We start from the raw sequence: 17,410 nt of genomic DNA, 5'->3' as shown, positions 1-17,410 counted from the left end.
GGGGCGCGCGGGGGGCCCCCCCCCCGCCCCCGCGCGGCGCCCCCGGCCGCCGCCCCCCCCCCCCCCCGTGGTGCCGCTACCTGGCGGCCCACGGGGGCGCGGTGGTGGTCAACCCGGACTACGTGCTGGCGCCGCGGCCCGGCTGCCCCGGGGCCCCGCTTCAGGTCTACGACATCGTGCGCTGGGCGGCCGCCCCGGACCGGGACTGGGACGGCACGCGGCTGTGCGTCGGCGGCCAGAGCGCGGGCGGCAACCTCAGCGCGGCGGCGGCGCGGCTGGCCCTGGAGAACGACGGCCCGCGAATCGCCCTGCAGGTGCTGCACTATGCCCCGCTTGACCTCGTGACGCCCACCCGCGACAAGCCGTCCGCGATCGGCAACCGGGCGATCATGAAACCGTGGATGGGCGAGGTCTTCGACACCGCCTACGTGCCCGACCCGGCGCTGCGCCGCGACCGGCTGGCGTCCCCCGCGTGGGGCTCCAACGCCGACGGGATCGCCGGCATCGCGCCCGCCCTGGTCGTGACGGCCGAGCACGACCGGCTGCGCGACGAAGCCCGCCGATACGCCGAGCGGCTCGACGCCGTCGGGTCGCTGGCGGAGTACTACGAGGTGGCCGGGGTCGACCACGGCTACAACATCATGAGCGGGGCGGCCGACGTCACGCGGCGAAGCTACGCCCGGATCGCCGAGCACGTCGCGCGCGCGACGGGCTAGGGCGACGGGAACGCCGCCGACTGTTCGACGATGTTGACCATCACGCGCAGCCCGATCGCCAGCGCCCGCTCGTCCAGGTCGAACGTCGGCTGGTGCAGATCCAGCTGCGGCCCCCGGCCCGACCAGACGCCCAGCCGGGCCATCGCGCCGGGAATCTCCTCGAGATACCAGGAGAAGTCCTCGCCGCCGCCGGACTGGCGGGTGTCGGCCAGCGCGTCCGGGCCGATGGCCTCGATCGCGTGGGTCAGGATGCGCGTCGAGACGTCCTCGTTGACCACCGGCGGCACGCCGCGCCGGTATTGCAGCGTGTGCTCGATGCCCAGCGGCGCGAGCAGCGCCGACACCGTGTCGCGGATGATCTCCTCGAGGCCCACCCAGGTTTGGCGGCTCGCGGTGCGGACCGTGCCGCCCAGCACCCCGGTCTGCGGAATGGCGTTGGCGGCCACTCCCGCGTTGACCGCCCCCCACACCAGCACCGTCCCGTTGCGCGGGTCGATGCGCCGGGACAGCACGCCGGGCAGCCCGGTGATGAGCGTGCCCAGCCCGTAGACCAGGTCGGCGGTCAGGTGCGGGCGCGAGGTATGCCCGCCCGGGGAATGCAGCGTGATCTCGATCTGGTCGGCCGCCGATGTGATGGGGCCGTGCCGCACGGCGATCTGGCCGACCTCGAGCCGCGGGTCGCAGTGCAGGGCGAAGATCCGCGACACCCCGGTGATCGCCCCGGCGGCGATCGCGTCGATGGCGCCGCCGGGCATCAGCTCCTCGGCGGCCTGGAAGATCAGCCGCACCCCGACCGGCAGTTCGGGCACCGACGCCAGGGCCAGCGCGGTACCGAGCAGGATGGCGGTGTGGGCGTCATGGCCGCAGGCGTGCGCGACGTTGGGCATCGTGGAGGTGTAGGGGGCGCCGGTCCGCTCGGCCATCGGCAGCGCGTCCATGTCGGCCCGCAGCGCGATCCTCGGCCCGTGGTCGGGGCCGAGATCGCAGACCAGCCCGGTGCCGCCCGGCAGCACCTTCGGGTTGAGCCCGGCGTCGGCCAACCGCTCGGCCACGAACTGGGTGGTGGCGTACTCCTGCCGGCCCAGCTCGGGGTAGCGGTGGATGTGCCGGCGCCATTCGACCAGGTCGTCGTGGTGGGCGGCCAGCCAGGTGGTGGCGGCGTCGGCGAGGCTCATGCGCTCGCCCGCCGTTCGTGCGCGGCCAGCACCCGGTCGCGCTCGGCCGGCGTCTGGGCCAGCTGAACCACCGTGCGGGCTAGCATGATCGCGCCCTCGACGACCGCGCGGTCGGCGCTGGGGCCCGCGGCCGCGGTGGCGAACGCGCGCTGGTGAACCATGGCGCCGCCGGCGTCGACCCCGACCACCGGGTGAATGCCCGGCAGCACCTGCGTCACGTTGCCCATGTCGGTGCTGCCCATCGGCAGCGCCGCTTCGAACTCGCGGGCCACCGGCTCGCGCCCGAGCCGGCGCATCTCCTCGCGGAAGACGTCGGCCAACCATTCGTCGGGCTTGAGTTCGTCGTATGCCGGTGCGGGACTGTCGATTTCGTATTCGCAGCCGGTGGCCAGCGCGCCCGCGGAAAAGCACGCGTACATCCTGCCCTCCAGCTGTCGCAGCGAATCCGATTCGACCGCCCGCATCGCATATTGCAGCGTGGCATGCCCGGGGATGACGTTGACGGCCTGCCCACCGTCGGTGACGATGCCGTGCACCATCTGGCCCGGGGCCAGTTGCTGACGCAACAATCCGACGGCCACCTGCGCGACGGTGACGGCGTCGGCGGCGTTGACGCCCAGATGCGGCGCGACGGCGGCGTGGGATTCCTTGCCGCGGTAGTTCACCGTCGCTTCCGACAGCGCCAGCGAGCGGGCGGCGGCGATGTCGGCGGGCCCGGGATGCAGCATCACCGCCACCGCGACGTCGTCGAACACCCCGGCGCGCAGCAGCAGTGCCTTGCCGCCGCCCGCCTCCTCGGCGGGGGTGCCGATCAGCGCGACCCGTAGCCCCAGGTCATCGGCCACCTCGGCCAGCGCCAGCGCGGTGCCCACGGCCGACGCCGCGATGATGTTGTGGCCGCAAGCGTGCCCGATCTCGGGCAGCGCGTCGTACTCGGCGCACACCCCGATGGTCAGCGGGCCGCTGCCGAAGTCGGCGCGGAAGGCGGTGTCCAGGCCACCGGCGGCCGCGGTGATCTCGAAGCCGCGTTCGGCGACCAACGCCTGGGCCTTGGCGCAGCTGCGATGCTCGGCGAACGCCAGCTCGGGCTCGGCATGAATGGCGTGGGACAGCTCAACCAGGTCGGAGCCTCGGCGCCGCACGACATCCTCGACGGCGTCCAATGCGGTGGTGGGCATTCTGGCAGTATCCCACCGCGACCTTAGGGCCCGGGCTACACCAGTCCGGCGATGAATCCCGCCGCCTGTCCGGGGTAGGGCGGCACACCGTAATCGTGGTGCGCATCCCGGTCGCGACCCCCGACGACGCACACCGGGTCGCCGGGGCTGCAGATGTCGATGGCGCGGCCGGCGAACTGGCCCGCCGTCGACAGGGGCGTGTTGAAGCGGTTGCCGGGGTTGCCGAACACCGCGACGGCCGCGACCTTGCCGGCCAGACCCGGGTCCAGCGCGGGGGCGGAGCCGAAGTTGCCGATGCGCTCGCCCAGCGGCGGCACCCCGGCCAGCATCGAGACCGCGGCGGCGCCCTGCGAAAAGCCGCCGAGCACGAGCTTCGTCCCCGGGCACTGTTCGACCATCTGAGCGATGTGGTCGCGGGCGTCGTTGGCGCCGTCGGCGGTCTGCAGGAAGTTGTAGCTGGCCGGGTAGTTCACCGGGTACGAGTCGACGCTGCGCGAGCCGAGGGCCGAGTGCAGCGCGGCCAGGAGCGCGTCTCCGGCGGCGCCGAGGCCGGGCGGCTCGGCCGTGCCGCGGGCGAAGATGAGTTGCACGTCGGGGCATTCGGCCCGCGCCGGCGCCACCGGGCCCGTGATCGAAAACAGCGACACCGCAACGGCGACCGCCAGGCCGGCGACCGACCACCTACGAAGATTCATGCGGCAGATTTTCACATATCCCGGCGCACGCCATCGCGGCGCTAACCCCGGTGACCCGCACTATGCTCGCCGACTGTGAGCGACGTCGCATCCGAACCCGGTGAACTGGCGCGGCGGGCGGCGCAGGTCATCGCCGAGCGCACCGGCGTGGACGAGCATGACGTCGCCGTCGTGCTGGGCTCGGGATGGCGCCCGGCGGCGACCGCGCTCGGCGCCCCCGGCGCCGTGCTGCCCCAGGCCGACGTCCCCGGGTTCGCACCGCCCACCGCCGTCGGGCACACCGGCGAGCTGATGTCGACGCGCATCGGCGATCGCCGGGTGCTGGTGCTCGTCGGTCGCGTGCACGCCTACGAGGGCCACGACCTCGGTCACGTGGTGCACCCCGTGCGGGCGGCCTGCGCGGCCGGGGCGCGCATCATCGTGCTCACCAACGCGGCCGGCGGGTTGCGCGCCGACATGGCGGTCGGCCAGCCGGTGCTGATCAGCGACCACCTCAACCTGACCGCGCGGTCCCCGTTGATCGGCCCGCAGTTCGTGGACCTGACCGACGCCTACGCGCCGCGGCTGCGGGAACTGGCCCGCCAGGGCGATCCCGGGTTGGCCGAGGGTGTCTACGCCGGCCTGCCGGGGCCGCATTACGAGACGCCCGCCGAGGTGCGCATGCTGCGGACGCTGGGCGCCGACCTGGTCGGCATGTCCACGGTGCACGAGACCATCGCGGCCCGGGCGGCCGGCGCCGAGGTGCTCGGGGTGTCGCTGGTCACCAACCTGGCCGCCGGCATCAGCGGCGAGCCGCTGAGCCACGCCGAGGTGCTGGCCGCGGGCGCCGCGTCGGCCAGCCGGATGGGCGCGCTGCTGGCCGACGTCATCGCTCGGTTCTGAGGCGATGACGCGGTGACGCCATGACGCCCGACGAATGGATCGCCCACGATCCCGATCCGGCGACGGCCGCCGAGCTCGCCGCGTGCGATCCCGACGAGCTGGCGGCGCGATTCGCCCACCCGCTCACCTTCGGCACGGCGGGCCTGCGCGGCCCGGTGCGCGGCGGGCCCGACGCCATGAACGTGGCGGTGGTGTCGCGCGCCACCTGGGCGGTGGCGCAGGTGCTGGCCGGCCGGGGGCTGGCGGGCCGCACGGTGATCGTCGGTCGCGACTCCCGGCACGGCTCCGCCGTTTTCGCTACTGTGACCGTGGAAGTACTTGCAGCCCAAGGATTTTCGGTGCTACTGTTTCCAGGGCCGGTGCCGACCCCGGTGGTCGCGTTCGCGGTGCGCCGCACCGGCGCCGTCGCCGGCATACAGATCACCGCGTCGCACAACCCGCCGGCCGACAACGGCTACAAGGTGTACACCGACGGCGGCATCCAGATCGTCCCGCCCACCGACCGCGAGATCGAGGCCGCGATGGCCGCCGCTCCCCCGGCCGACGAAATCGGCCGGGGGCCGGTGCAACCCGCGGCCACCGACCTGGTCGAGCGCTACATCGCGCGTGCCGCCGCCGTACGGCGCGGCACGGGCACGGTGCGGGTGGCCCTGACCCCGCTGCACGGGGTGGGCGGCGTGGTGGCCGTGGAAGCTTTACAGCGCGCCGGCTTCGGGCAGGTGCACACGGTCGGCGCCCAGTTCGCGCCCGACCCCGACTTCCCCACCGTCGCCTTCCCCAACCCCGAAGAGCCCGGCGCCGCCGACGCGCTGCTCGCCCTGGCCGCCGACGTCACGGCCGACGTCGCGATCGCGCTGGATCCCGACGCCGACCGGTGCGCGGTCGGCATCCCGGCGGAGTCGGGATGGCGGATGCTGTCCGGAGACGAAACCGGTTGGCTGCTCGGCGATTACATCCTGTCGCGGGTCGCCGATCCATCGACGGCGGTGGTGGCCAGCACCGTGGTGTCGTCGCGCATGCTGGCGGCGATCGCGCGCGCGCACGGAGCCACCCACGTGGAAACGCTCACCGGTTTCAAGTGGCTGGCGCGCGCCGACGCGGAGGTGCCCGGCGGCACCCTGGTGTACGCCTACGAGGAGGCGATCGGGCACTGCGTCGATCCGGAGGCCGTGCGGGACAAGGACGGCATCAGCGCCGCGGTGCTGGTGTGCGACCTGGTGGCCGCGCTGAAAGACCGGGGCCGTTCGGTTTCCGACGCGCTCGACGAACTCGCCGAGCGCCACGGGGTGCACGACGTCGCGGCGGTGTCGCGGCGGGTCGCCGACGCCGCCGAGGCCGCCGAGTTGATGCGGCGGCTGCGGTCGAGTCCGCCGGAAACGCTGGCCGGGTTCACCGCCACCCTCACCGACATCACCGACGCGCTGATCTTCACCGGCGGTGACGACGACACGTCTGTGCGGCTGGTGGTGCGGCCGTCCGGGACCGAGCCAAAGCTGAAGTTCTACATCGAGGTTCGCCGCGCGGTGACGGCCGGGCTGGCGCAGGCCAGGCAACGGGCCGCCGCGTTGCGCGAGGCGCTGGTGAAGCAGGTGATGGGCTAACGGGGCCCGTATTGGCGGTCACCCGCGTCACCGAGACCCGGGACGATGTAGGCGTTTTCGTTGAGCCCGCCGTCGACGGCCACGGTGAAAAGGCGCGCCGCGGGGGCGGTTTGCTCAAGCGCCGCAATGCCTTCCGGAGCGGCAACCGCGCACAACACCGTGATGTCGGTCGCCCCGCGCTCCAGCAGCAGCCCGACGGTGTGCTTCAGCGAACCACCGGTGGCCAGCATCGGATCGAGGACGATCACCGGAACACCGGACAGGTCCTCGGGCAGCGACGCGAGATATCCCGTCGCGCAATGGGTTTGCTCGTCGCGGGCCACGCCCACGAAACCCACCCGCGCCTCCGGAAGCAGCTCGAGGGCGCGCTCGAGCATGCCCAATCCCGCGCGCAGCACCGGCACCAACAGCGGCGGGCTGGCCAGCCGCACCCCAACCGTCTCGGCCAGCGGCGTACGGATTCCGAAGGTCTCGCGGGCGGCGTCGCGCGTGGCCTCGTAGACCAGCATCGCGGTCAGGTCCCGCAGGCCGGCCCGGAAGTGGGCGTTGTCGGTGCGTTCGTCGCGCAACACCGTCAGCCGCGACAGGGCCAGCGGGTGATCAATGACGCGCGTGTCCACGGAATTTGAGCCTATATAACGATTGCGGCGCACAACGCCGACACGCTCGCGCCGCCGCCCCTTGCGGGCGACTCCGCCCATATACTCCCCGCGTACTGCGCACAATCAGAAGCCTGGCCGGCGCGGCCGTGTTGGCGGGGCTGGTGATCGTCCCGGCGGCCCCCCGGGTGGCCCTCGCGGCGGGCATTCCGCAGCTCGCGCACATCGTGATCGTGGTGGAGGAGAACCGCTCCGAGGCCAACATCATCGGCAACAAGTCGGCCCCGTTCATCACCGCGCTGGCCGCGGGCGGCGCCAACATGGTTCAGTCGTTCGCCGAAACGCACCCCAGCGAACCGAATTACCTGGCGCTCTTCGCGGGCAACACCTTCGGGGTGACCACCGACGCCTGCCCCGTCAACGGCGGCGCCGCTCCCAACCTGGGTTCGGAATTGCTGGCCGCGGGCCATACGTTCGTCGGCTTCGCCGAGGGCCTGCCCGCGGTCGGCTCGCCGGTGTGCAGCGCCGGCAAGTACGCGCGCAAGCACGTGCCCTGGGCCAACTTCACCAACGTGCCGCCCGCGAACTCCCTGCCGTTCTCCGCCTTCCCGATGGGCAACTACGCCAGCCTGCCCACGGTCTCGTTCGTCATTCCCAACAACGACAACAACATGCACGACGGCTCGATCGCCCAGGCCGACGCCTGGCTCAACCGCCAGCTGTCCGGCTACGCCAACTGGGCGGCCGCCAACAACAGCCTGCTGATCCTGACCTTCGACGAGGACGACGGCGGCAGCCGCAACCAGATCCCGACGGTGTTCTACGGCGCGCACGTCCGGCCCGGCAATTACGGCGAGCAGATCAACCACTACAGCGTGCTGGCGACGATCGAGGAGATGTACGGGCTGCCCAAGACCGGGTACGCCGCGAGCGTGCCGCCGATCACCGATATCTGGGGTTAGCTTCGATCGCCCGGCTCCTTGCTCGCGCCGTCCCGGCGCTCGCCGTCACCGGGCTGGCCCGACGCCCAGCGCCAGGCCCCCCGCACGGCCGTCGCTATTGTGTGCCGCATGGCTGCTGACCTCGTGCCGATCCGCCTGAGCCTCTCCGACGGCGACCGCTACACCGTGTGGGCGCCCCGCTGGCGCGACGCCGGCGACGAGTGGGAGGCGTTCCTGGGCAAGGACGAGGACCTCTACGTCTTCGAGACCGTCGCCGACCTGGTCGCGTTCGTGCGCTCCGATACCGACAACGACCTGGTCGACCACCCGGCATGGAAGGACCTGACCTCGGCGCACGCGCACAAGTTCGCACCGGCCGAGGACAAGCAGTTCGATCTGGTCGCGGTCGAGGAGCTGGTGTCGGAGAAGCCGACCGAGGAGTCGGTGACCGGGCTGGCCCGCACGCTGGCGCTGGTCTCCTCCATCGGGTCGGTCTGCGAGCTCGCGGCGGTGTCGAAGTTCTTCAACGGCAACCCCACGCTGGGCACCGTCTCCGGCGGGATCGACCACTTCACCGGGAAGGCCGGCCTCAAGCGCTGGAACGCGATCGGCGAGGTCATCGGGCGCAGCTGGGACGGCGTCCTCGCCGCGATCGAGGACATCGTGACCACCCCCGAGGTGGACGCCAAGCTGTCGGCCAAGGCCGCCGAGGAGCTCGCCGAGGAGCCCGAGGAACCCGAGACCGAAGACGCCGAGGCCGAAGCGGAGGCCGACGGCGAGACGGCCGAGGAAGCCGAAGCGCCCGAGGCGGCCGGCGAGCCCGAGGAGCCCGAGGAGGCCGAGGAGGAGACCCGCGCGGCCGGCGACACGGTGATCCTGGGCAGCGACGAGGATTTCTGGCTGCAGGTGGGCATCGACCCGATTCGGATCATGACGAGTTCGGGCACGTTCTACACGCTGCGGTGCTACCTGGACGACCGCCCGATCTTCCTGGGCCGCAACGGGCGCATCAGCGTGTTCAGCTCCGAGCGGGCGCTGGCGCGGTACCTCGCCGACGAGCACGACCACGACCTGTCCGACCTGAGCACCTACGACGACATCCGCACCGCTGCCACCGACGGCTCGCTGGAGGTCAAGGTCACCGAGGACAACATCTACGTGCTCAGCGGGCTGGCCGACGACATCGCCGACGGCCCCGACGCGGTGGACCGCGACCAGCTGGACCTGGCCGTCGAGCTGCTCCGCGACATCGGCGACTACTCCGAGGAGGCCACGGTCGACAAGGCCCTCGAGACCGGGCGCCCGCTGGGCAAGCTGGTGGCCTACGTGCTCGAGCCCGGCTCGGTCGGCAAGCCCTCGGCGCCGTACGCCCCCGCGGTACGGGAGTGGGAGAAGCTGGAGCAATTCGTCGACGGGCGGCTGCGGCGCGAATAGTCCCCCGTTTGACGGGCCCCTGAGTCTCATCTTTACTGGCGGGTGTCGCTTCCCGGGGTAGGCCCCTTACCGCTCTACGGCTTTCAGCGCCCGGGCATGCTGTTGTTCGGTTTGCTCCCGCTGGCGCTGCTCGGGGTCTACATCCTGGTCCAGGCCCGCCGCCGGCGCCGCCTGCGCCGGTTCACCGAGACGAGCGTGCCGCAGTCGCTGGCGCGCCACATCCCGATCGCGGTGTCGCTGCTCAGCCTGGTCCTGCTGACCATCGCGCTCGCGACCCCCACCCACGACATGCGCATCCCGCGCAACCGCGCCGTCATCGTGCTGGTCATCGACATGTCGCAGTCCATGCGGGCGACCGACGTGCCGCCCAACCGGCTCAAGGCCGCCGAGGAGGCGGCCACCCAGTTCGCCACCCAGCTGACGCCGGGCATCAACCTGGGGCTGGTCGGCTTCGCGGGCACGCCGTACCTGCTGGTGCCGCCGACGCCGCAGCACCAGGCGACGATCGACGCGCTCAAGAAGCTGGACTTCGCCGACAGCACGGCCACCGGGCAGGCCATCTTCACCGCCCTGCACGCGGTCAGCGCCACCGCCATCACCGGTGGCGACACCCCGCCGCCGGCCCGCATCGTGCTGCTGTCCGACGGCAAGGAGAACAAGCCGTCCAACCCCAGCGACCCGCACGACGGCGCCTACACGGCGGCGCGGCTGGCCCGCGACGAGGGGGTGCCTATCTCGACGATCTCGTTCGGCACCAAGACCGGCGAGATCGAGATGGACGGGCAGCGGGTCGCCGTGCCGGTCTCGACGGACCAGATGAAGATGATCGCCAAGCTGTCCGGCGGGCAGTCCTACACCGCCGGCACCGTCGACGAGCTGTCCAAGAGCTACAACGCCATCGAGAAGGACATCGGCTACCGCACCGTGCCGGGGCCCGGCAGTGCCGGGTGGTTGCGCCTGGGTGTGCTCACCGCCCTGATCGCGACGGCGCTGGCGCTGCTGATCAACCGGCGGCTGCCGGTCTGATCGCTCAGGAGGGCAGCCGGCGGTTCAGGAACAGGCCGGCCAGGACGGCGCCGGCCATCGCGACGGCCCCCAGCAGCATCCAGGCCAGGCTGGCGTCGCCCTTGACGGTTTCGTAGCCGATCTGGCGCTGCAGGGTCGCGTAGACGTCCTTCAGCGACTCCAGGCTGTCGGCGTGGAACGACTGGCCGTCGGTGATCTCGCAGATCTTCTTCAGCGTCTGATCGTCGACGGGAACCGGGATGGTGGCGCCCTCGTACTCCACGGTGCCGTACGGCGTGCCGAACGAAATCGTGGAGATCTGCACGCCCTCGGCCTTGGCGGCCCGGGCCGCGGTGAACGCCCCCTGCGGGGCGTTGGGATCCAGCGGCACGTTCTCGGCGCCGTCCGATTCCAGCACGATGCGCGCCGGCGGCGGCCCGTCGCCGCCGCCCATCACCGAGCCCACCGTCGCGATGGCCTGCAGCGCGGTGAACAGGCCCTCGCCCGTCGCGGTCTTGGGGGCCGGCTTGAGGCTGTCGATCGCGGCCTTGACCGCCTGGCGGTTGGTCGTCGGGGCGACCAGTAGCGAGGCGTTGGCCGCGAACTCCACCAGCCCCAGGTTGATGGCCGGCGTCAGCTCGTCGGCGAATTGCTTGCCGGCCTCCTTGGCGGCGGTCAGCCGGTCGGGCGGAACGTCGGTGGAGGCCATGGACTCCGATACGTCGATCACCAGCATGACGACGGCCCGGTTGAGCGGGATCCGGACGTCGGAGGTCGGCCCGGCCATCGCCGTAGTCAGCAGCACCAGCGACGCGGCCAGCAGGATCGTCGGGATGTGCCGCCACCGGCTGGGGTGGGCCGGCGCGACCCGCTCCAGCACGTCCATGTTGGCGAACCGCAGCACGCGCCGGCGCCGGGCGAACTGCAGCACCACGTAGATGCCCAGGACCAGCAGCACCGCCAGCAGAACCAGGAAGAACCACGCGTTCTGGAAGCCGGTCACCGACACGGGGCCCAGCAGGGGCAACTTCATGTCGAGCCACACTATGCGCCAAGTGCGGACCGTGCACTCCCCGCCGGATCAGCCGGCGACGAGGTCGCGGCGCTGCGTGAACTTGATGTCGAGGCTGCGCAGGTGGGTCTGCAGCCCCGCGTCCTGGATGGGGATCAGGTGGGCGGGCTGGTCGGTCTCGTTGTAGTGGGCGTGCCACATGCCCGGCGGGGTGGTGAACGCGCAGCCGGCCCGCCAGTCCACCCGGATGGGGTCGACGATGTCGCCGCGCTCGTCGAGGCGGGTGCCCAGCAGGGTGTAGCAGCCGTCGGCGGGCGCGTCGAGGATCAGGTCGAGCGCCACCGACTGGTGCCGGTGCGGCCGCTGCACCTGGTTCGGGGGCAGCACGCCGAACATGGCCCACAGGACGTGGGTGATGGTCAGTGTCTGCTCCTGGTTGGCATTGGCCAGCAGCACGCTGACCCGGCTCTTCTCGTTGGCGCCCGGCCGCGCCGCGATCTCTTCCAGCTTGGCCACCGCGTCCGACCGGCGGAACTTGGTCGCGCGGAACCGCGGCTGGGTGGCTTCGGCGCCCAGGTAGCGCATCAGCGGCTCGTCGTGCACCCAGTACATGGCGGTGTCGGCGGCCGCGTAGAACACCGAATGGGTGCCCGCGGGCAGTGTCAAGAAGTCACCCTTCTCCCATCCGACCAGCTGGCCGTTGACCGCCGCGAAGCCCCGCCCGTAGAGCACGTAGTACAGCTGGGAGGTGGCGTTGGGGCTGGTGTCGACCTGTTCGCCCGGGCGGATGCGCACGAAGTTGGCCAGCAGCGCGGGGCTGGTCGCGGCGCCGGTCTCGATCCGTAGCTCCTTGGACAGGTCCAGCGGGATCACACCGGTCGGCCGATCGGTGTAGACATCCGCGTCGAACCGGGTAATCGGCACCTGCGGGACGTGTCCCGAGCCGATCGGGTTGGCGGCCTTGGAGTACTCGAAGAATTCGGCGTCGCCGGTCCAGTCCTGGAAGCGGCCTTCGAACCCGTACTCGGCCACGTTGACCACCGGCGCGGGGATCGTCGGGTCCAGGTTCGGGGTCAGGGCTTGTTCGGTGACGGACATTTGCACGGCTCCTGGGCTTCTTCGGCTCGTCTCATGTTTCTTTCGTATCTATCTTGTATCTCAGTTGTCGCCCTGTCAAGGGTTGCGGTGGTGTACCGTCACCACACTGCTGGGATACGACTTAGCTACCGGAAGGCTGCAGTGGCAACGAGCGAGCCGCGGCCGGGCACGGCCAAGGACCGGGCGCTGGACTACGTCAAGACGCGGGTGCTCACCGGCGCGTTCCCCGGGGGCGAACTGATCAGCGAGGGGGATGTCGCGACGGCGCTGGGCATGTCGCGCACCCCGGTGCGCGAGGCGTTCCTGCGGCTGGAGGCCGAGGGGCTGCTGCGGCTGTACCCGCAGCGCGGCGCGCTGGTCGTCCCCGTTTCCCCGGACGAGGTTCGGTCGGTGATGGAGGCGCGGCTGGTGCTCGAGCAGTTCGCCGCGACCAAGGTGGTGGGCCGCGGACCCGCCACGTGCGCAGCGGTTTTCGAGAAGATGTCGGCCGAGCTACGACGGCAACGCGCCGCCGTCGACCGCTCCGATTGGCCCGAGTTCCTCGATGCCGACCGCGCCTTCCACGCCATCACGCTGGCGGAGTCGGGAAACGCCATCCTGTCGGGCTTCTATGCGTCGCTGCGCGACCGGCAGATGCGGATGATCGGCGAGTCGGCGCTGCGCGATCCCGACCGGTTGGCGGCGATCCTGGACGAGCATCGCGAAATCGCCGAGGCGCTGCGCGACGGCGACGGTCAGCGCGCGCTGCGCGCGGTGCAAACCCACCTGGCCGGCACGGTGCGCGCCATGGGGCTGGCGGCGGACCTGATCTGAGTTCCGCGCGAATTGTGTTAGAAGTTCCTCTTTTCGGGAAATCCTCTCGAAGATGGCGCCCACCCCGGGAGCCGTTATGACAGGAGCTGAAGTGATCACATCCATAATCCTCGCCATCGTCGTGGGCGCGATAATCGGTTTGGTCGCGCGTCTCGTGATGCCGGGTAAGCAGAACGTCGGCATGATCATGACCGTGGTGCTCGGCGCCGTCGGCGGTCTGATCGGGTCGTGGGCCGCTAGCCAATTCGGATACCACAACGCCAACGGTGGTGTGGCCTGGGTTCCGTTCTTCATTGGCGTCGGCGCCGCCATCGTCCTCATCGCGCTGTACGAGGCGTTGACGGGCCGCCGCACCGGCACCCGACTCACCCGCTGAGCCGAAAGCTGCGCCGCCCGACCGGTTTTCGGTTGGGCGGCGTTAGCCTGCTATCAGCACCGCATAGCGCGGCTTGATCACGTCGTCGATAATGGCCAGCCGCTCGTCGAAGGGAATGAAGGCGGATTTCATCGCGTTGATGGTGAACCGCTCGAGATCACTCCAACCGTAGCCGAAAGCCTCGACCAGGCGGCACATTTCAAGGCTCATCGTGGTATCGCTCATCAGCCGGTTGTCGGTGTTCACGGTCACCCGGAACCGGGTGCGGGCCAGCAGGTCGAACGGATGCTCGGCGATGCTGTTCACGGCGCCGGTCTGCACATTGGAGCTGGGGCACAGCTCCAGCGGAATCCGCTTGTCCCGCAGGATGGCTGCCAGGCGGCCCAGCCGGACCCGGCCGTCGTCGAGCACGTCGATGTCGTCGACGATGCGCACCCCGTGACCCAGTCGGTCGGCACCGCAGAATGCGATCGCCTCGTGGATGGACGGCAGCCCGAAAGCCTCGCCGGCGTGAATCGTGAAGCGCGCGTTATGGTCTCGCATGTACTCGAAGGCGTCCAGGTGCCGGGTCGGCGGATTGCCCGCCTCGGCGCCGGCGATGTCGAACCCCACAACTCCCTTGTCCCGGAACCGAATCGCCAGCTCGGCGATTCGCCGCGACACTGCCGCGTGCCGCATGGCGGTCACCAGCAGCCGCACCACGATCGGCCGGCCGGCGGCGGCGCAGGCCTTCTCGCCGTCGGCGAAGCCGGCCAGCACGGCCTCGACGATCTCGTCGAACGACAGCCCGCGGTCGATGTGCAGCTCCGGCGCGAACCGGATCTCGGCGTAGACAACGGAATCGGCGGCCAGGTCTTCGACGCATTCATAGGCGACGCGATGCAGCGCCTCGGGTGTCTGCATCACCGCCACCGTGTGCGAGAACGGCTCGAGGTAGCGCTCCAGCGACCCGCTGTGCGACTGGGTGCGAAACCAGGTGGCCAGCTCGTCCACGTCGGTGGTGGGCAGCCCGTCGTACCCGGTCTCCCCGGCGATCTCCACCACCGTCGACGGGCGCAGCCCCCCGTCGAGGTGGTCGTGCAGCAGCGCCTTGGGCGCCTTCTTGATCTGCTCGAGGCCCAGCTTCATCGTCTAATTCAACCCTGTGGTCACGGTGCGATCCGATCGATGATCAGCGGGCGCGGCGCCGGTGGCGTGTCGCCGACGCTGAAGCCGCCGTCGAGTTCGGCCAGCGCGGCGCCGAGGCGCTCCGGGGTGTCGGTGTAGAGGGTGAACAGCGGCTCGCCGGCCGCGACACGGCCGCCGGGCCGGCGGTGGATCCGGATACCGGCGCCGGCCTGCACCCGTTCGCCCGGACGGGACCTGCCCGCACCGAGCCGCCACACCGCCAGCCCCACCGCCATCGCGTCGATATCGCCCATTGTGCCGCCCCGGTCGGCGGTCACGGTGTCGGAATGCGCACCGATCGGCAACGGAACCGACAAATCACCGCCCTGGGCGGCGATCAGGCGGCGAAACCGGTCCATCGCGGTGCCGTCGCGCAGCGTCTCCGCCGGGTCGCGGCCGTCGATGCCCGCCAGTTCGAGCATCTCCCCCGCGAGCCGCACCGTCAGCTCGACGACGTCGGGCGGCCCGCCGCCGGCCAGCACGTCCACCGACTCGGCGACCTCCAGGGCGTTGCCGACGGCCGCGCCCAGCGGGGCGTTCATGTCGGTCAGGAGCGCGCGCGTCGGCACCCCGTGTGCCTCGCCCAGCCCGACCATGGTGTGGGCCAGTTCGCGGCAGCGCTTCGGGGAGTCGAGCAGCGCACCGGAGCCGACCTTCACGTCGAGCACCAGCGCCCCGGCCCCCTCGGCCAGCTTCTTGCTCATCACCGAGCTGGCGATCAGCGGCAGCGACTCGACGGTGGCCGTGATGTCGCGCAGCGCATACAGCTTGGCGTCGGCCGGCGCCAGCTCGCCGGCGGCGAAGATGGCCGCGCCCACCTCGCGGAGTTGGTCGCGCACCCGCCGGTTGGACAGCGCGGCGGTGAACCCGGCGATGGACTCCAGCTTGTCCAGGGTGCCGCCGGTGTGCCCCAGCCCGCGCCCGGACGCCTGGGGCACCGCGGCGCCGCAGGCGGCGACGACGGCCACCAGGGGCAGGGTGATCTTGTCCCCGACGCCGCCGGTGGAGTGCTTGTCGACGGTGGGCAGGTGCAGGTCGCGAAAGTCCAGCCGTTCGCCGGAGGCCAGCATCGCCGCGGTCCAGCCGGCGATCTCGCCGCCGTCCATGCCGCGCAGGAAAATCGCCATCAGCAGCGCCGACATCTGTTCCTCGGCCACCCGGCCATGGGTGTAGGCGTCGACGACCCAGTCGATGGCGGCCTCGGACAGCCGGCCGCCGTCGCGCTTGGTGCGGATCACCGTCGGCGCGTCGAATGCGTGGTCGGTCAACGGGGTTCCCGCGGCAGGTCCGCGCTGAAGGCGTCGGGCAGTAACTCGCCGAGGCGGCGCGGCCCGGCCGAGTGGTCGATCAGCAGCTCCGGGCCGCCGTGCTCCAACAGCAGCTGGCGGCACCGCCCGCACGGCATGAGCGCGCGACCCTCGCCGTCGACGCAGGCCAGCGCGATCAGCCGGCCGCCGCCGCCGGCGTGTAGAGCGCACACCACGCCGCATTCGGCACAGAGACCAAGGCCATATGAGATGTTCTCCACATTGCAGCCGGTGACCACGCGGCCGTCGTCGACCAGCGCGGCGGCCCCCACGGGGAACCGCGAATACGGCGCGTAGGCCCCCGTAGCGGCGTCGATCGCCTTGTGGCGCAGCGCATTCCAATCGACATCTGCCATTCGCAACCCCGCTCAGCCATGGGCACTTCAAGACCGCCAGCCTAACCCTGACACGAGCGTTCGCCGGGCGGACTGGTCGGCACGGGCGGCGCCCCGCGCGGGTTAGGCTGAATTGCCCTCCCTTGATGTCAGAAGGCGGTGAGGACTGGGTGAGCACACAGGCGACAACCGCGGATCCGGCAACGCAATCTGCACCCTCGCGCAAGCGGCGACCACCCCGGACCCTGTATCGGGGCGACCCCGGCATGTGGTCGTGGGTGTTGCATCGCATCAGCGGCGCGACGATCTTCTTCTTCCTGTTCGTCCACGTGCTGGACGCCGCGATGCTGCGGGTCAGCCCGCAGACCTACAACGCGGTGATCCACGACTACCAGACCCCCATCGTCGGCCTGATGGAGTACGGGCTGGTGGCCGCGGTGCTCTTTCACGGGCTGAACGGGATCCGCGTCATCCTGATCGACTTCTGGTCCGAGGGCACCCGCTACCAGAAGCTGATGTTCTGGATCGTCGGCATCGTCTTCCTGCTGCTCATGGTCCCGGCCGGCGTGGTGACGGGCATCCACATCTGGGAGCACCTGCGATGAGCTCCCCCGACCTGCAGCTGGGCCGCGGGCAGGTGGCCCCGGTCCGCCAGCGCAGCCACGACCGGCCGGCCAGCCTCGACAACCCGCGCTCGCCGCGGCGCCGGGCGGGCATCCCCAATTTCGAGAAGTTCGCCTGGCTGTTCATGCGGTTCTCCGGCGTCGCGCTGATCGTCCTGGCCGTCGGGCACCTGTTCATCATGCTGATGTGGGACAACGGCGTTTACCGCATCGACTTCAACTACGTGGCGCAGCGCTGGGCCTCGCCGTTCTGGCAGTTCTGGGATTTGGCGCTGCTGTGGCTGGCGCAGCTGCACGGCGGCAACGGCCTGCGCACCATCATCGACGACTACAGCCGCAGCGACCGCACCCGGTTCTGGCTGAACAGCCTGCTGCTGCTGTCGATGGGGTTCACGTTGGTGCTGGGCACCTACGTGCTGGTGACATTCGACCCGAATATCGGAGGGTGACGCC

The 17,410-nt window shown here is 71.0% G+C and carries 19 protein-coding genes; 10 read left to right on the top strand and 9 right to left on the bottom strand.

The window, feature by feature from the left end:
• Nucleotides 1-716, top strand: a 716-nt coding sequence (locus tag A5730_RS03080; protein ID WP_082946695.1) for an alpha/beta hydrolase fold domain-containing protein, incomplete at its 5' end; no start/stop codon positions are given.
• Here the strand turns inward: A5730_RS03080 and A5730_RS03075 are convergent.
• Genes A5730_RS03075 through A5730_RS03065 form a run of 3 tightly spaced genes read right to left on the bottom strand, consistent with a single transcriptional unit; the run spans nucleotide 713 to nucleotide 3,716 of the window.
• Nucleotides 713-1,891 (bottom strand): amidohydrolase, encoded by a 1,179-nt coding sequence (locus tag A5730_RS03075; RefSeq protein ID WP_067895479.1) that lies wholly within the window; start codon nucleotides 1,889-1,891, stop codon nucleotides 713-715. The genes A5730_RS03080 and A5730_RS03075 overlap by 4 nt on opposite strands.
• Nucleotides 1,888-3,069, bottom strand: a complete 1,182-nt coding sequence (locus A5730_RS03070) for a M20 family metallopeptidase (protein WP_067895476.1) — start codon at nucleotides 3,067-3,069, stop codon at nucleotides 1,888-1,890. The genes A5730_RS03075 and A5730_RS03070 overlap by 4 nt, the downstream gene beginning before the upstream one ends.
• A gap of 35 nt (nucleotides 3,070-3,104) precedes the next feature.
• On the bottom strand, nucleotides 3,105-3,716 hold the full coding sequence (locus A5730_RS03065) for a cutinase family protein (protein WP_369808520.1): 612 nt from the start codon (nucleotides 3,714-3,716) through the stop codon (nucleotides 3,105-3,107).
• 123 nt (nucleotides 3,717-3,839) lie between these two features.
• Here A5730_RS03065 and A5730_RS03060 point away from each other — a divergent pair, with 123 nt between their 5' ends.
• Together A5730_RS03060 and A5730_RS03055 are read left to right on the top strand one after the other, a co-directional pair.
• Entirely contained in the window at nucleotides 3,840-4,646 is an 807-nt protein-coding gene (locus A5730_RS03060; protein ID WP_067895473.1) for a purine-nucleoside phosphorylase, read from the top strand.
• 20 nt (nucleotides 4,647-4,666) lie between these two features.
• Nucleotides 4,667-6,247 (top strand): phospho-sugar mutase, encoded by a 1,581-nt coding sequence (locus A5730_RS03055; protein WP_067895470.1) that lies wholly within the window; start codon nucleotides 4,667-4,669, stop codon nucleotides 6,245-6,247.
• Here A5730_RS03055 and upp read toward each other — a convergent pair.
• Nucleotides 6,244-6,867 carry a uracil phosphoribosyltransferase gene (gene upp / locus A5730_RS03050; protein WP_067895468.1) on the bottom strand — a complete coding sequence of 208 codons (624 nt, stop codon included), beginning with the start codon at nucleotides 6,865-6,867 and terminating at the stop codon, nucleotides 6,244-6,246. The two genes, A5730_RS03055 and upp, sit on opposite strands and share 4 nt — an antisense overlap.
• Nucleotides 6,868-6,980: 113 nt before the next feature.
• On the opposite strand from upp, the gene A5730_RS03045 reads away from it, so the two are divergent.
• The 3 genes from A5730_RS03045 (at nucleotide 6,981) to A5730_RS03035 (ending at nucleotide 10,247) form a co-directional block, all read left to right on the top strand.
• Nucleotides 6,981-7,808 carry an alkaline phosphatase family protein gene (locus A5730_RS03045; protein ID WP_067895491.1) on the top strand — a complete coding sequence of 276 codons (828 nt, stop codon included), beginning with the start codon at nucleotides 6,981-6,983 and terminating at the stop codon, nucleotides 7,806-7,808.
• Nucleotides 7,809-7,916: 108 nt separating this feature from the next.
• A complete protein-coding gene (locus A5730_RS03040; protein ID WP_067895465.1) occupies nucleotides 7,917-9,221 on the top strand; it encodes a primosomal protein in 1,305 nt (434 codons plus the stop codon).
• A gap of 42 nt (nucleotides 9,222-9,263) precedes the next feature.
• Nucleotides 9,264-10,247 (top strand): VWA domain-containing protein, encoded by a 984-nt coding sequence (locus tag A5730_RS03035; protein ID WP_055402925.1) that lies wholly within the window; start codon nucleotides 9,264-9,266, stop codon nucleotides 10,245-10,247.
• A gap of 4 nt (nucleotides 10,248-10,251) precedes the next feature.
• Here A5730_RS03035 and A5730_RS03030 read toward each other — a convergent pair whose 3' ends face one another.
• Nucleotides 10,252-11,259 (bottom strand): VWA domain-containing protein, encoded by a 1,008-nt coding sequence (locus A5730_RS03030; RefSeq protein WP_067895463.1) that lies wholly within the window; start codon nucleotides 11,257-11,259, stop codon nucleotides 10,252-10,254.
• 48 nt (nucleotides 11,260-11,307) lie between these two features.
• Complete coding sequence (locus tag A5730_RS03025; RefSeq protein WP_067895460.1) at nucleotides 11,308-12,336, bottom strand: cupin; 1,029 nt, start codon at nucleotides 12,334-12,336, stop codon at nucleotides 11,308-11,310.
• A 141-nt stretch (nucleotides 12,337-12,477) separates the two neighbouring features.
• Between A5730_RS03025 and A5730_RS03020 the strand changes: the two genes are divergently transcribed.
• Together A5730_RS03020 and A5730_RS03015 are read left to right on the top strand one after the other, a co-directional pair.
• Nucleotides 12,478-13,149 (top strand): GntR family transcriptional regulator, encoded by a 672-nt coding sequence (locus A5730_RS03020; protein ID WP_067895458.1) that lies wholly within the window; start codon nucleotides 12,478-12,480, stop codon nucleotides 13,147-13,149.
• Between the two features lie 91 nt (nucleotides 13,150-13,240).
• The gene (locus A5730_RS03015) at nucleotides 13,241-13,525 is read left to right on the top strand and encodes a GlsB/YeaQ/YmgE family stress response membrane protein (RefSeq protein ID WP_055402930.1); all 285 of its coding nucleotides are present in this window, start codon (nucleotides 13,241-13,243) and stop codon (nucleotides 13,523-13,525) included.
• Nucleotides 13,526-13,567: 42 nt separating this feature from the next.
• Here A5730_RS03015 and A5730_RS03010 read toward each other — a convergent pair whose 3' ends face one another.
• From A5730_RS03010 to A5730_RS03000, 3 genes are read right to left on the bottom strand one after another with little or no spacing between them, the layout of a single operon-like run.
• A complete protein-coding gene (locus A5730_RS03010; protein WP_067895455.1) occupies nucleotides 13,568-14,653 on the bottom strand; it encodes an adenosine deaminase in 1,086 nt (361 codons plus the stop codon).
• A gap of 20 nt (nucleotides 14,654-14,673) precedes the next feature.
• A complete protein-coding gene (locus A5730_RS03005) occupies nucleotides 14,674-15,960 on the bottom strand; it encodes a thymidine phosphorylase (protein WP_067895453.1) in 1,287 nt (428 codons plus the stop codon).
• On the bottom strand, nucleotides 15,957-16,355 hold the full coding sequence (locus A5730_RS03000) for a cytidine deaminase (protein ID WP_067895451.1): 399 nt from the start codon (nucleotides 16,353-16,355) through the stop codon (nucleotides 15,957-15,959). Before A5730_RS03000 ends, A5730_RS03005 begins: the two co-directional genes overlap by 4 nt.
• A gap of 245 nt (nucleotides 16,356-16,600) precedes the next feature.
• On the opposite strand from A5730_RS03000, the gene sdhC reads away from it, so the two are divergent.
• Nucleotides 16,601-16,939, top strand: coding sequence for a succinate dehydrogenase, cytochrome b556 subunit (sdhC, locus tag A5730_RS02995; protein ID WP_067895449.1), 339 nt, complete (start codon nucleotides 16,601-16,603; stop codon nucleotides 16,937-16,939).
• On the top strand, nucleotides 16,936-17,406 hold the full coding sequence (locus tag A5730_RS02990) for a succinate dehydrogenase hydrophobic membrane anchor subunit (RefSeq protein ID WP_067895446.1): 471 nt from the start codon (nucleotides 16,936-16,938) through the stop codon (nucleotides 17,404-17,406). The genes sdhC and A5730_RS02990 overlap by 4 nt, the downstream gene beginning before the upstream one ends.
• Nucleotides 17,407-17,410 lie beyond the last annotated feature (4 nt).

This window comes from Mycobacterium sp. ACS4054 (assembly GCF_001667275.1).
GTDB lineage: Bacteria > Actinomycetota > Actinomycetes > Mycobacteriales > Mycobacteriaceae > Mycobacterium.
The sequence above is the reverse complement of the archived record's forward strand: the minus strand, read 5'-3'. Positions and strand labels throughout refer to the sequence as shown.

Excerpts from the sequence above, each read along its gene's own strand:
- A5730_RS03075 (WP_067895479.1), bottom strand. The coding sequence starts at position 1,891 with ATGAGCCTCGCCGACGCCGCCACCACCTGGCTGGCCGCCCACCACGAC.
- A5730_RS03070 (WP_067895476.1), bottom strand. The coding sequence starts at position 3,069 with ATGCCCACCACCGCATTGGACGCCGTCGAGGATGTCGTGCGGCGCCGA.
- A5730_RS03055 (WP_067895470.1), top strand. The coding sequence starts at position 4,667 with ATGACGCCCGACGAATGGATCGCCCACGATCCCGATCCGGCGACGGCC.
- A5730_RS03040 (WP_067895465.1), top strand. The coding sequence starts at position 7,917 with ATGGCTGCTGACCTCGTGCCGATCCGCCTGAGCCTCTCCGACGGCGAC.
- A5730_RS03030 (WP_067895463.1), bottom strand. The coding sequence starts at position 11,259 with ATGAAGTTGCCCCTGCTGGGCCCCGTGTCGGTGACCGGCTTCCAGAAC.
- A5730_RS03025 (WP_067895460.1), bottom strand. The coding sequence starts at position 12,336 with ATGTCCGTCACCGAACAAGCCCTGACCCCGAACCTGGACCCGACGATC.
- A5730_RS03010 (WP_067895455.1), bottom strand. The coding sequence starts at position 14,653 with ATGAAGCTGGGCCTCGAGCAGATCAAGAAGGCGCCCAAGGCGCTGCTG.
- A5730_RS03000 (WP_067895451.1), bottom strand. The coding sequence starts at position 16,355 with ATGGCAGATGTCGATTGGAATGCGCTGCGCCACAAGGCGATCGACGCC.
- sdhC (WP_067895449.1), top strand. The coding sequence starts at position 16,601 with ATGTGGTCGTGGGTGTTGCATCGCATCAGCGGCGCGACGATCTTCTTC.
- A5730_RS02990 (WP_067895446.1), top strand. The coding sequence starts at position 16,936 with ATGAGCTCCCCCGACCTGCAGCTGGGCCGCGGGCAGGTGGCCCCGGTC.